10 protein-coding genes are annotated in these 13630 nt (G+C 66.0%); 6 read left to right on the top strand and 4 right to left on the bottom strand.

The window, feature by feature from the left end:
- The first annotated feature begins 104 nt into the window (after positions 1–104).
- The 5 genes from QFZ41_RS13280 to QFZ41_RS13260 all read left to right on the top strand — a co-directional run bounded on the left by QFZ41_RS13280 (position 105) and on the right by QFZ41_RS13260 (position 5881).
- Positions 105–1154, top strand: a complete 1050-nt coding sequence (locus QFZ41_RS13280; RefSeq protein ID WP_426285558.1) for a LacI family DNA-binding transcriptional regulator — start codon at positions 105–107, stop codon at positions 1152–1154.
- 113 nt (positions 1155–1267) lie between these two features.
- The gene (gene fucP, locus QFZ41_RS13275; RefSeq protein WP_429200235.1) at positions 1268–2497 is read left to right on the top strand and encodes an L-fucose:H+ symporter permease; all 1230 of its coding nucleotides are present in this window, start codon (positions 1268–1270) and stop codon (positions 2495–2497) included.
- 75 nt (positions 2498–2572) lie between these two features.
- Positions 2573–3553, top strand: a complete 981-nt coding sequence (locus QFZ41_RS13270) for a carbohydrate kinase family protein (protein ID WP_429199200.1) — start codon at positions 2573–2575, stop codon at positions 3551–3553.
- Positions 3550–4770, top strand: coding sequence for an AGE family epimerase/isomerase (locus QFZ41_RS13265; RefSeq protein WP_429199199.1), 1221 nt, complete (start codon positions 3550–3552; stop codon positions 4768–4770). The genes QFZ41_RS13270 and QFZ41_RS13265 overlap by 4 nt, the downstream gene beginning before the upstream one ends.
- Before the next feature lie 193 nt (positions 4771–4963).
- The gene (locus QFZ41_RS13260; protein WP_429199198.1) at positions 4964–5881 is read left to right on the top strand and encodes an MBL fold metallo-hydrolase; all 918 of its coding nucleotides are present in this window, start codon (positions 4964–4966) and stop codon (positions 5879–5881) included.
- 173 nt (positions 5882–6054) lie between these two features.
- Here the strand turns inward: QFZ41_RS13260 and ligD are convergent, their stop codons facing one another.
- The 4 genes from ligD to QFZ41_RS13240 all read right to left on the bottom strand — a co-directional run bounded on the left by ligD (position 6055) and on the right by QFZ41_RS13240 (position 10387).
- A complete protein-coding gene (gene ligD, locus QFZ41_RS13255; RefSeq protein WP_429199197.1) occupies positions 6055–6927 on the bottom strand; it encodes a non-homologous end-joining DNA ligase in 873 nt (290 codons plus the stop codon).
- 3 nt (positions 6928–6930) lie between these two features.
- Positions 6931–7869, bottom strand: coding sequence for a Ku protein (locus QFZ41_RS13250; RefSeq protein ID WP_429199196.1), 939 nt, complete (start codon positions 7867–7869; stop codon positions 6931–6933).
- A 90-nt stretch (positions 7870–7959) separates the two neighbouring features.
- A complete protein-coding gene (locus QFZ41_RS13245; protein WP_429199195.1) occupies positions 7960–9870 on the bottom strand; it encodes a CocE/NonD family hydrolase in 1911 nt (636 codons plus the stop codon).
- Positions 9871–10147: 277 nt separating this feature from the next.
- Positions 10148–10387, bottom strand: a complete 240-nt coding sequence (locus tag QFZ41_RS13240; RefSeq protein WP_429199194.1) for a hypothetical protein — start codon at positions 10385–10387, stop codon at positions 10148–10150.
- Positions 10388–10700: 313 nt separating this feature from the next.
- Here QFZ41_RS13240 and QFZ41_RS13235 point away from each other — a divergent pair, with 313 nt between their 5' ends.
- On the top strand, positions 10701–13613 hold the full coding sequence (locus QFZ41_RS13235; RefSeq protein WP_429199193.1) for an autotransporter outer membrane beta-barrel domain-containing protein: 2913 nt from the start codon (positions 10701–10703) through the stop codon (positions 13611–13613).
- The last annotated feature ends 17 nt before the right edge of the window (positions 13614–13630 follow it).

Genomic DNA, 13630 nt, shown 5'->3' with positions numbered 1-13630 from the left:
CGAACGTAGCAAAGATAGCGCAGCCGCGCATGTTGCAGTGCGTGATGCATCCCTTAGCCCACCGCGCGATGATCGCCCGGTTTAGATCGTTTGAAGGAGCTCCAATGCCGAGGAATACCCCGCAGCGCCGCAAGGTGACACTCGCCGATATCGCCCAGGGTTGCGACGTATCGCGGGCCACCGTGTCACTGGTGCTGCGTGGCAGCCCCTTGGTCAACTCCGCCACCCGCGCACGGGTGGAGGCGGAACTGAAGCGCCAGGGCTACGTTTATAACCGGGCTGCGGCCAACCTGCGCCGGCGCACCTCCTCGAGCATCGGCCTGGTCATCAACGACCTGGGCAACCCCTTCTTCGCCGAATTCGCCGCCGGCGCCGACGAGGCGCTGGCCAGCGCGGGCTACGTGACCCTGCTGGGCAATACCGGCGAATCGCCGGACCGCCAGCAGGCCGTGCTCAATTCGCTGATCGAGCATGGCCCCGCGGGCATCATCCTCTCCCCGGCCGAAGGCAGCGAGGGCGAGCAGGTATTGGCCGCCGTCGGCATGCACACGCCCTTGCTGGTGTTCAACCGCGAACTGCCCGACGACGACGGCGCGCACCGCTGGGATACGCTCGAGATGGACAACGAGCACGGCGCCCGCCTCGCCACCGAACACCTGATCGGCCTCGGCCACCAGCGCATCGCCTTCTTCGGCGGCCACCGCGATTCCAGTTCGGTGGAACAACGCCGCCGCGGCTACGCCGGCGCCATGCGCGACGCCGGGTTGAAGGTCGATCCGGCCTGGATGATCGAGAGCGCGCCGACGCGCCTCGAAGCCGCCCGGCAAACCGGCGCCCTGTTCGCCCGCGATCCCGCACCGACGGCGGCGGTTTGCTACAACGATGCCGTCGCCCTTGGCCTCATGCTTGGCCTGACCAAGCGGGGCCGCCGCCCGGGCGAGGATTTCGCCCTGACCGGCTTCGACGACGTCGCGGAAGCGTCCGTGTGCGTGCCACCCCTCACCACCATCGCGGTCGATCCGCGTGGCCTCGGACGGCGCAGCGCGGAACTCATCCTGGATAGATTGAGCAATCCCGAGACGGACACTGCATATACGATCGCGCCCGTACGGCTGGTCGTACGCGAAAGCAGCTGCCCGCCGTCCTCCCCCTGAACCAACCAATGGAGCGCCCCATGGCCACCGGTTACACGCCATCGTCCAACTCGTCGTCATCGACGAACTCGGGCGACACCCGCTACACCTATTTCCCCCTCGCGCTCGGCGTGATGACGACGATCTTCTTCATGTGGGGGTTCCTGACCTGCCTGAACGACATCCTCATCCCCCACCTGAAGGCCGTGTTCGAACTGAACTACGCCCAGGCGCTGCTGATCCAGTTCACCTTCTTCGGGGCGTACTTCATCATGTCGCTGCCGGCGGGCAAGATCGTCGCCGCGCTCGGCTACAAGAAGAGCATCGTCGCCGGCCTGATCGTCGCCGGCATCGGCGCGGCCATGTTCTGGCCCGCCGCGGGCATGCGCCTGTACCCGTTCTTCCTCGCCGCGCTGTTCATCCTCGCCACCGGCATCACGGTGCTGCAGGTGGCGGCCAATGCGTACGTCGCCCTCCTCGGTCCCGAGAAGACCAGCTCCAGCCGCCTCACCCTGGCCCAGGCGCTGAACTCCTTCGGCACCTTCCTGGCCCCGTTCTTCGGCGGCTTCCTGATCCTCTCCAGCGCGGTGAAGAGCAGCGCGGACATCGCCAAGCTCTCGGCGGCGGAGCAGATCAGCTACCGCGCGCACGAAGCCTCCACGGTGCAGGGCCCGTACATCGGTCTGGCCATCGTGCTGGTGCTGCTGGCCGTGGGCGTGTACCTGTTCAAGCTGCCCGCGCTGGAAGAAACCACCGAGAAGGCCGACGACAGCCACCACTCGCTGATGGATGCCCTGAAGACCCCGCACGTGTTCTTCGGCGTGCTCGGCATCTTCTTCTACGTCGGCGGCGAAGTGGCCATCGGCAGCTTCATGATCAACTACCTGCAGCTGCCCGAAATCGGCAACATGTCGGGTGAAGTGGCCGCCAGCCACGTGGCGTTCTACTGGGGTGGCGCGATGGTCGGCCGCTTCATCGGCTCGGCCCTGCTGGCCAAGTTCTCGCCGCGCAAGCTGCTTGCCGCTTTCGCCGTGATCAACATGCTGCTTGTCATCACCACCATGATGACGACCGGCACCGTGGCCGTTTACAGCATCGTCGTGATCGGCCTGTTCAACTCGATCATGTTCCCGACGATCTTCTCGCTGGGCATCGAGCGCATGGGCCCGCTGACCGGCAAGGCGTCGAGCCTGCTGATCATGGCCATCGTCGGTGGCGCGCTGATCCCCTGGATCCAGGGTGTCGTTGCCGACCAGATCGGCCTGCAGCACGCCTTCTTCATCCCGCTGATCTGCTACGCGTACATCGTGTTCTACGGCCTCAGCGGTTCGAAGATCCGCGACGTCCCCGTCGCCGCCCGTTAATCCCCCGCCACGACGACGGCCGGCCTCGCAGCCGGCCGTCGCTCTTTCACCTCGCCCCAAGGACAGGCCGTACGCATGTCTTCCATCCTCTGCTTCGGCGAGGCGCTGATCGATTTCCACGCACAGCCCCAGGGCGGCGCCGGTCAGCCTCCCGCCTTTGTTCCCTTTGCCGGCGGTGCGCCGGCCAACGTCGCGGTCGCCGCGGCGCGCCTGGGTGCCCAGGCCCGTTTCGCCGGCATGCTCGCGCGCGACATGTTCGGTGATTTCCTGCTGAAGAGCCTTACCGAGCTCGGTGTCGGTACTGGCGATATCGCGCGTACCGACGAGGCGCGCACGGCGCTCGCGTTCGTCGCCCACGACGACAAGGGCGACCGCAGCTTCAGCTTCTACCGTCCGCCCGCCGCGGACCTGCTCTTTCGTCCCGAGCACTTCCGCAAGGAAGCTTTCGACGATCTCGCCATCTTCCATGTCTGCTCGAATTCGCTGACCGAAGCCGCCATCGCCGCCACCACGGTAGAGGGCATGCGCCGCGCCCGTGCCGCCGGCGCCCTGGTGAGTTTCGACATGAACCTGCGCCCGGCCTTGTGGCCACGCGACGAAGCACCGCTGCCGCGCCTGTGGGAAACCCTGCACGAGGCGGACGTGATCAAGCTGAGCGCGGAGGAATTCGCCTTCATCCACGCGGGCGCGGGTTCCGACGACGCCGTGCTGGAGCGCCTTTGGCGCGGCAAGGCTCGCCTGCTGCTGGTGACCGACGGCGCCGAACCGATGCGCTGGTTCGCGCGCGGTGCGCGCGGCACGCTCGAGGGATACCACGTGGATGCCGTCGACACGACCGCCGCCGGCGATGCCTTCGTCGGCGGCCTGCTCGCGCGCCTCGCCACCGAGGGCGTCACGCCCGAGCGATTCGATGCACTCATCGCCGACGAGCGCCGCCTCGTCGACCTGATCCGATTCGCCGCCGCCTGCGGCGCGATCACCGCCACCCGCAAGGGCTCGTTCACCGCCATCCCCGACCAGGCCGAAGTGAAGGCCTTCATGGAGAAGCACGCATGACGACCGTTCCCCTTCCCGATTTCCATTCCGTCGATGTCCTGCGCGACCACGTCGCCAGGACCATGGCCTTCTACAAGCCGAACGAGCTCGATCCGACCGGCGGCTTCTTCCAGTACTACAAGGACGACGGCACGGTCTACGACAAGACCCACCGTCATCTCGTGTCCAGCACGCGCTTCGTCTTCAACCACGCCATGGCCTACCTCGAGTTCAAGAAGCCCGAGGACAAGGAACTCACGATGCATGGGTTGAAGTACCTGCGCGAGGTACACCTCAATCCGGAAACCGGCGGTTACGCCTGGACCATCGCCGATGGCAAGCGCGACGACCAGATGAACCACTGCTATGGCCTGGCCTTCATGTTGCTCGCGTATTCCTGCGGCGTGAAAGTCGGCTTCGGGGAAGCGAAGGGCTGGCAGAACGAGATCTGGGACCTGCTCGAGAAGCGTTACTGGGAGTCGTCCTACGGCTTGTACCGCGACGAGGCCGACAAGGACTGGAACTTCACCGGTTACCGCGGCCAGAACGCGAACATGCACATGACCGAGGCGATGATCGCCGCGTGGGAAGCCACGAAGGACGACCGCTTCCTCGACCGCGCGCTGCTGCTGGCCGAAAACATGACCCAGCGCCAGGCCGGACTGACGCCGCAGAAGCTCGTGTGGGAGCACTACCACAGCGACTGGACGATCGACTGGGAATACAACCTCGACAATCCCAGGCACCTGTTCCGTCCCTGGGGCTTCCAGCCCGGCCACCAGACCGAATGGGCGAAGCTGCTGATGATGCTCGAGCGCTATACCAAGGGCACGGCGCGGCATAAGCCGTGGCTTGTCCCTACGGCGAAGCACCTGTTCGACGAGGCGCTCGACAAGGCGTGGGACAAGGAATACGGCGGCATCGCCTACGGCTTCTCGCCCGAGGGCGACGTCTGCGACGACGACAAGTATTTCTGGGTGCAGGCCGAGTCGCTGGGTGCGGCGCAGCTGCTGTTCGAGACCACCGGCGAGAAGAAGTACGACGAGTGGTACGAAAAGATCTGGGCCTACAGCTGGCAACACTTCGTCGACCACACGTACGGCGCGTGGTATCGCATTCTCAAGCGCAACAACGAGAAGTACGACGACGAGAAGAGCCCCGCCGGCAAGACCGACTATCACACGATGGGCGCGTGCTACGAGGTGATGGCTTCGCTGCGCCGGATGCAGGGTAGGTAAAAAGCGACAGCCGGGCTCCGCTGGAAGGCAGGAGCCCGGCAGTCCACCAGCGCACGTCTTTCCAATACGCGGACAATCGCTGCATGTGCACCTTGCATGGTGCGTTTCAAGCAACATGGTGACGCGTTCGACGGACCTACTGACGAACTCTCCCGCGGCCTAGGATGCAGGCGCATCCCCCCTGGAGTTCATCATGTCGTCCGTAGCCCCCATCTCGCGTCCCGCCGCGCAGCCCCCTCAAGAACTGGTCCCGTCCCGCTACGCCGTGAAGATCGGTGACATCGACGTACTCGTGATCAGCGACGGTGTCATGCCGATACCGGCGGTGACCATGGCGGCGAACGCCGCGCCCGCCGACCTGTCGGACTGGCTGGGTTACATGTACATGCCGCCGGACACCTTCGACTGGCCGCTGAACGTCATGGTCGTGCGCAGCGGTGAGCAGACGATCCTGATCGACGCCGGGCTGGGCATCCAGTTCCCGGGCTTCCCGCGCACCGGCCATCTCCCGCAGCGACTGACTTCAGCCGGCATCGATCTCGCCTCGATCACCGATATCGTGATCACCCACATGCACATGGACCATGTCGGCGGATTGCTCGTCGACGGCGTGAAGGAAGGCTTGCGTCCGGACGTCCGTATCCACGTGAACTCCGCCGAGGTCGCGTTCTGGGAGGCGCCCGACTTCACCCACACCGCCATGCCGCCGGCGGTACCGCCGGTGCTTCGATCGACCGCGAAGAGCTTTGCGAACGCATACCGCGACCGCATCCAGACCTTCGACGAATCGTACGAAGTGGCACCGGGCGTCGTCGTCCGGCGCACCGGTGGACACACGCCGGGGCACTCCGTGGTCGCGCTGAACTCGCGCGGTGAGCGGCTGACCTTCGCCGGCGACGCCGTCTTCCCTGTTGGCTTCGATCACCCGGAATGGTCCAACGGCTTCGAGCACGATCCCGAGGAAGCGGCGCGCGTACGTCTGAGCCTGTTCCGCGAGATGGCGGAAAGCGGCTCGTTGATGGTGGCCACCCACCTGCCCTTCCCCTCCGTGGGCCGTGTCGCGATCAGCGGAGATAAGTTCCGCTGGGTGCCGGTGATCTGGGATTTCTGATCTCGCATCGCCCGGGTGGGCCGACCTTTTGTGGGAGCCGACCTTTTTGTGGGAGCCGGCCTTCTGTGGGAGCCGACCTTGTCGGCGATCCCGCGGCAGCGGGCCTAGTCGCGGCGAGCACCCATCGCCGACAGGGTCGGCTCCCACCCTAGCCTTCCGGAACTATTCGCGCGCTACGGCAGCGTCTGCTTGAGCGTGGCGATGTCCGCCCACGGATCCGCATCCGCGGATTTCGCCCGTTTCAATGCCTTCTTCAGGTCGAAAGCCCCGCCGCCTTTCAGCCGGGCGATCTCCTCCCAGCGCACGGGCATCGCCACAGGCGCACCGGGCCGGGCACGCAGCGACCAGCCGGTGACGCTCGTCGCTCCCCGCGTGTTGCGCAGCCAGTCGATGAAGATCAGGCCTTCGCGCTTGGCCTTGCTGGCCTGTGCGATGTAACGCTTAGGCTTCTCGGCGACCATCGCATCGGCGACGTCTTCGCAGAATGCTTTCACCGCCTCCCACGACGGTCCGCGACGGAACGGCGCCACCACGTGCAGACCCTTGCCGCCCGACGTGCGCACGAAGCTTTCCAGCTTCACCTCGGCAAGGCGGTCACGGATCTCGCGGGCTGCCGCCACGATGTCTTTCCATGCGACACCGGTGGACGGATCCAGGTCGAAAATCAGACGATCCGGCTGGTCGGGCTTGTCCGCGCGGGCGCCCCAGGGGTGGAATTCGAAGGTGTTCATCTGCACCAGTTCGAGCACCCCGGCGACATCGTCGACATAGATGTACTCGGCTTCGCCGCCGTCCTTTTCCGTCAAGGTGACGGCCTTCACGTGCCCGCCGAGCTTATCGGTATGGTGCTTCTGGAAGAAGCACTGGCCGGAGGTGCCTTGTGGACAACGGACCAGCGAGAGCGGACGTCCCCGCAGTTCCGGCAGCATATGCGAGGCGACCGCTTCGTAATACGCGGCCACGTCTCCCTTGGTCGGGCCCCCTTCGCCGAACACCTCGCGCTCGGGATGGGTGATGGTGACGCCACCGACGTCTTGTCCCGTCATGGTTCACCCCGCCTTCCGGCGCTTCGCCGGGGCCTTGCGCGAAGCCGTCTTCTTCGCCGCGGTCTTTTTCGAGGCGGTTTTCTTCGCCGATGCCTTCTTCGCCGCCGGCTTGCGTTCCGGGGCGTTCTTCGCCGCCGGCGTACGCGTCTTCGCACCGATGCTCTTCTTCAACAGCGCCATGAAATCGACGACGTTGGTCGTGGCGTTCTCCGGCGTGCGGTCCTCTTCCTCCACGGTGGCGGTGACGCCCTTGCTCTTCAGGCGCTTTTCGATGGCCGAGCGAAGCTTCTCGCGGAACTCGTCGCGGTAATCCTCGGGCTTCCACTTGCCCGACATCGATTCGATGAGGTCGGTCGCCATCTCCATCTCACGCGATGAAATGCGATATTCCGCGGTCGATTTTCCGGGTAGCTCGAAGTCGTCCGCGTCCACCACTTCCGACTTGTAGCGAAGCAGGTTGAGGACGAGTGCGTCACCTTGCGGCATGACGGCGGCGAGGTATTCCTTCGTGCGGATGACCACGCGCGCGATGCCCGCCTTGCCGGTTTTCTTCAACGTCTCGCGCAGCAGGACATAGCCCTTCTCGGCTTTCTTCGCCGGCAGCAGGATATAGGGCTTCTCGTAGTACGCCGGCGAGATCTCGCTGGCGTCGACGAAGGTGTCGATCTCCACGGTCTCATGCGCGTCGCTGGCGGCATTGCGTATGTCGTCCTCCTCGAGGACGACATAGTTGCCCTTCTGGTATTCGAAGGCCTTGACGATGTCCTTCCAGGGCACTTCCTCGCCGGTGTCGGCGTTCACGCGTTCATAGCGCACCGGCGTGTTGCTTCGCTGGTCGAGCATGCGGAAATGCAGGTCGTTGCGACGCTCTCCGGACATCAGCCGGATAGGCACGTTGAGCAGACCGAACGACAGCGTACCGGTCCAGATGGGGCGGGCCATGCGGGCGATCCTCGGGCTCGGGTGGAGACCGAGGATCGCGCCGGTGGCGTGCAGGGAACGCAAAAGCCCCGCTGGCGCCCTGTTTCGCCCTTACTTCCCGCCCTGGACCACCGGCAGCTCGATCGCGCTGGCCGTGCCCGGCGCATGCCATACCTGCTGCGTGGCCTTCCGGTAGTCGGCTGGCTTGGCGAAGAAGATATTGGGCACGAAAGTCTGCGGGTTGCGGTCGTACAGCGGGAACCACGACGACTGCACCTGCACCATCACCCGGTGGCCGGGCAGGAAGGTGTGGTTCACCGTCGGCAGGCCGAAGCGATAGGCCAGCGGCGTGTTCGGCGTAAGCGCCTTGGGCTCGGCGAAGCTCTCGCGGTAGCGGCCGCGGAAGATATCCATGGAAACCGCGAGTTCGTACCCTCCCATGGTGGGCGAGCTGGCGTTGGTGTCCGGATAGACGTCGATCAGCTTCACCACCCAGTCGCTGTCCGTACCGCTGGTCGAGGCGTAGAGGTTCACTTGCGGTGCGCCCGCCACCTTCAGCGGCGCGGTGAGCGGCTCGGTCACGTAGGTCAGGACGTCCGGACGTCCATCGACGAATCGCTGGTCCTGCACCAGCCATGTGGTCCACGACTGCCGGTCCGCGAAATGCACGGGACGCGGCACGTACGGCACCGGCTTGGCCGGGTCCGAAACGTACTCGTCATACCTGGATTCGGCGGCGCCAGGGGCCTCAAACGACAACTTGCCATTGGCGTTCAGGTACATCGGGCGGGTCGATCGGGCCTGCGGCCAGCTCTTGAAGCGGTCCCAATGATTCTCGCCCGTGTTGTAGATCAACACCGGCGGCGTGTTCGCCCTGGGCGCGCCATCCACCAGATACTGGTTGAAGAACGGCAAGAGGACGTCGCGGCGGAACTGCAGCGCGGTGTCGCCATCCCACTGGAGCGCACCCAGCGACGACGCATCGTAGTTCACCTGGCTGTGCCGCCAGGGACCCATCACCAGGTAGTTCTTGTCGTTGCCCTTGTCCTTCGGCTCCACCGCCTCGTAGCTGTGGATGGCGCCCCACATGTCTTCCTGGTCCCACAGGCCCTGCACCCACATCGTGGGCACCTTCAACGGCTGGCGCCCCATCTCCTTGTCCAGGGCTTGGCCTTGCCAGTAGGCGTCGTAGGCGGGGTGCTCACTGAGCTTGCGCCAATAGGGCAACTGATCGAGCCCGGCCGACTTCGCGTAATCCCCCGCCGAGCCTGCCGCCAGGAAGTTGCTGTAATCGTCATAGCCTGCGCGCGGAATGGTCGAGCCCTTGCCGCGCTTGGCGTTCTGGCCGGTGATGTAGTCGAAGTTGGTCTGGCGGAAGGCGCCGTAGTGGAACCAGTCGTCACCCATCCAGCCGTCCACCATCGGGCTTTCGGGGGCGGCCACCTTGAGCGCCGGGTGGGGATTCACCAGGGCCATCACCACGGTGAAGCCCTCGTAGGAAGAACCGATCATGCCGACCTTGCCATTGGACTCCGGCAGGTTCCTGGTCAGCCATTCGATCGTGTCGTAAGCATCGGTGGAATGGTCGACCTCGGAGGAATTCAACGGCCCGCGCAGGGGGCGGGTCATCACGTAATCGCCCTCGGAGCCGTATTTCCCGCGGATATCCTGGAAGACCCGGATGTAACCCGCGTCGACGAAAACCTCGTCGCCCATCGGCAGGAGGTTTCGCATGGTCGGTGCGTCGGAACGCTCGGCCCGGCCATCGGCGTTGTAAGGCGTGCGGGTCAGCAGGATCGGGGCGTGCTTCGCGTTCCGGGGGATCACGATGACGGTATGCAGCTTCACCCCGTCACGCATCGGAATCTCGACGACGCGCTTCACGTAGTCGTTGGCGGTGGTGGGCGCTTCGTATTTCGCCGGAATATCCGGCGTCAGCGGCGCGGTCTGCGCGGCGGCGAACGACGAGGCGACGGCCAGGGACAGCGCGAGCATGGGTAACAGCAACGGACGACGGGGCATGGGCATTCCTGTGGCAGTGGGACGGAGGAACCGCCCTAGCCTGCCGCATCCTGAACGGAACGGCTACAGGTATTCAGGTCGGAACGTGTGTGGGAGCCGACCTTGTCGGCGATCCCGCGGCGGCGGGCCCGGTCGAGGCGAGCACCTATCGCCGACAGGGCCGGCTCCCACCGGGGCTTCCGGTAGCGGACAAAAAAAAGCCGCTGCGAAAAGCAGCGGCTTTTTCCCGCGGATCCGCCCGTCCTTCCAGGGAAGGTCGGGCGCTCCCGAGCGTGGCTTACTGACCCGAAGCGGTCGAAGCCGGAGCCGGGGCGGCGGTGCCGGAGGCAGCCGGAGCGGCCGTGCTGGCGGCCGGCGGGGTGCTGTCGGCCGGGGTGGTGGCCGGAGCAGCCTCGGGGGCGGCAGCGGCGGTCGAAGCGGACGACGGCGCGGTGGCCGAGGTGTCGTCGGACTTGTTGCAGCCCGACAGCATGGCAGCGGCGACAAAAGCCAGGGCAGTGATGGAAATGACCTTCATGATTTTGGGCTCCTCATTTGTTATGTATAGGGCAAGCGCTGCGGAGCATACCGCCGAAACGGCGTACCTTCCACGGCAATCGTCGCGCTTGCAGACAAAATAAAACTCGCATCCGGGGCGCACCCGTCAAAAGACGGACCCGCCTAGGGTGCAACGGCTATTGTGAAGCGTGGATGTCCGGCGGCGCATCGCAGACGGCGTTCGCAGACATTTTCAGAATAATCGCGTTCCGCCACCCGAAGCCAGTCCCTACCCTGTCACCTGGAAGTTGCTGTTGGGCACCCTGCCCAGCCGCCTGACAAGGAGCGACGCTTTGACCATACAACACCCCTCTCCCCGCCGATACCTCGCCGCCTTCGTGGCGGCGCTGTGCGCCCCGGCCGCTTCGGCCGAACCACCACCCCTCGTCGCCGATGGCACTTGGCTCGATATCGATGCCGGCACCTATGAAACCAGCGAACCATCCCGCCACGGCATCCTGGCCATCAACGGCGGCAAGGCCGACGGCAAGCAGGTCATCGTGCACACCCTGGGCAAGTCGGCATCCGCCGTCCGGGTTTCCGGTCTCCTGAGTGAAATCACCCTCACCGGCGGCGAACTCGCCACCAAGGGCGATCTCGCCCACGGGCTCCATGTCACGGGCACGCGGCGCACCGTCACCACCCTGCACGACGTGGACATCCGCACCGAAGGCGGCAGCGCCACCGGTGCCACCTTCGCCCTGGACGCCGCCGTCGGCCGCATCGTGGGCGGCAGCGTCCACACACGGGGCAAGGCCGCCGCCGGTGTCGTGGCTGAAGACAGCGGCCAGTTCCTCATCGAGGGAACGAGCGTACGCACGGAGGGTGACAACGCCGCTGGGTTGATCGCCCGCGATGGCAAGTCCTCGCTTTCCGCGCGTAGCGCCAGCGTCGAGACGTGGGGCAAGGAAAGCCATGGCGTCCATACCCAGTATTCGGCCACGGCATCCCTCGAAACCGTCTCGGTGACCACGCATGGCGAGTGGGCGAACGCACTGAACGTCAACACGGGCAGCGGCCTGTTCACCGTCACGCGTGGTGAACTGCTCACCCACGGCGACCATGCCGCCGGCGTCGGCGTATCCGATGGCGGCCCGGTGTCATTGGCCGATTCCCGCATCGAAACCATGGGTGATTTCGCCCTGGGCATGGACAACCGCGGCGGATCGGTTTCCGTCGGAGACGCCGATGTCGTGACCCACGGCCGCCAGAGCCATGGCCTGCTCGCCCAGGGAGGCGACCATCCGGGACAGTTCCCCCAGATCGATCTCCGGGACTCCCGCGTGACCACGTCGGGGGCCGTGGCTTATGGCGTATTCGCCAACAAGGGCGGCGGCCTGCGTCTGCGCGATTCGTCCATCCACACGTCGGGAACCAACGCACACGGCGTGATGGTTTCCGGCGGCACCGTACGTAGCACGGACAGCAGCATCGAGACCTCGGGCGCCGGCGCCTATGGCGCCATCGTGCAGGCGGGCGGCACGTTCCGCATGGACGGTGGTTCCCTACACAGCCGTCACGCCGCCGCGCTGGGTCTCCACGATCCCGGCATCGTCCGCTTCACCGGCGGCACGTCGGTGACAAGCGGTAACGGAGTGTTCGCGGAAGTGGACCCCGCCTCCACCGGGGCGTTCACCGTGGTGCTGGACGATGGAGCCATCGCGGTGGGTGACATCCGCCTCTCCGACGAGCCGGGCGTACCGCCACCCGATCAGACGAAGTTCTCGCTCTCCATCAAGAAGGACGCCGGCTGGTCCGGCGGCACGTCGGTAGTGCGCCATGTGTCGCTGGAGAGCGGCGGCTCCTGGACCGTCACGGGCGACAGCCGCGTCGGCAGCCTGCGCAACGACCATGGCGTCGTCGCCTTCGCGACACCGGCGTCAGGATCGTTCGGTACGCTCACCATCGCTGGCGACTACGAAGGCAACGATGGCCTCCTACGGATGCGCGGCCGGATCAGCGACGACGATTCCCCAGCCGATCTCCTCCATGTCATGGGTAACACGTCCGGTAGCAGTCAGATCGCTGTCGACGTGCTCGACGGCGCCGGTGACCACACCCAGGACGGCATTCCGCTTGTCCGGGTGGACGGCCGCTCCGAAGGCAGCTTCCGTCTCGCCGGTCGCGCGGTTGCCGGGGCGCACGAATACTTCCTTCACCAGGGCTCGCTGAGCCAGCCCGGCGACGGCGACTGGTATCTGCGTTCGAGCATCCGCGACCTCGTGGTCGACCCGGAGACAGCGCCCGATCCCGTCGAGACCGTCGATCCCGGCGAGCCGCCCGCACCCGTGCTGCGTCCGGAGACCGGTACGTACCGGGCCAACCAGACGGCGGCACTCGCGATGTTCCTGTCGGGCCCCGGCGGCGGTGAGGACGACGAAGACGAAGGCACCCGCCGCAGTGCGTGGGCGCGGTTCGAGCGTCAGCACACCACGTTCGAGCTGCGCGACCAGATCACGACGACGACGGCGACGAACGAACTGACCCTGGGTGCGGACCTGCTCCGCGGCGAAGGCGCGGTGACCTCGCACATGGGCGTCATGGCCTCGGCGGGGCAAGCGGACACCCGCGGCCGTTCCCTGCTGACCCGGTATTCGGCCAAGGGCCGTGTGCGCGGCGCGGCGACGGGGCTCTATGCGGGGATACGGACCAAGCACGGTACGTACCTGCGTGGATGGACCCAGTACGCGCACTTCAACCAGCGCGTGGAAGGCGACGCCTTGCAGAGCGAGCGCTACGGTAGCGGCGCCCTCACCGCCAGCATCGAAGCCGGCCACCGCTGGCGCACCACCCTGGGGGCGGCGTCCGACGGCTACCTGGAACCCCAGGCACAGCTGATCGCCACCCGCCTGCGTGGCGGTATGCATGCCGAAGCCAACGGCACCCGCGTGGCGCCGGTACACGCCAGCGGCCTCACCAGCCGGCTGGGCGCTCGTGCGGCGGCGCGGTGGAATACGCCGGGAGGCCACGTCGCCTCACCGTATGTCGCCGCCAACTGGCTTCGGCGCCTTGGCAAGATGGACGCCACTCAACTCGATGGCGAAACGTTTGCGGGTGGCGTGCCGCGCAACAGCTACGCGCTCAAGCTGGGTGTCGCCATTCTTCGGCAAAGCGGCTGGCGTGTATGGGGCGATGTGGAAACACGCTTCGGTGCGCGCCGTTACCGGCGGGTGGCGGGAACGCTGGGCGTTCGCAAGACCTGGTGACGGGAAGGCGGGCCGCG

Source organism: Luteibacter sp. W1I16 (assembly GCF_050434905.1).
Lineage (GTDB): Bacteria > Pseudomonadota > Gammaproteobacteria > Xanthomonadales > Rhodanobacteraceae > Luteibacter.
Note: the sequence above shows the minus strand (reverse complement) of the source record. Positions and strands in the feature narration are given on the sequence as shown.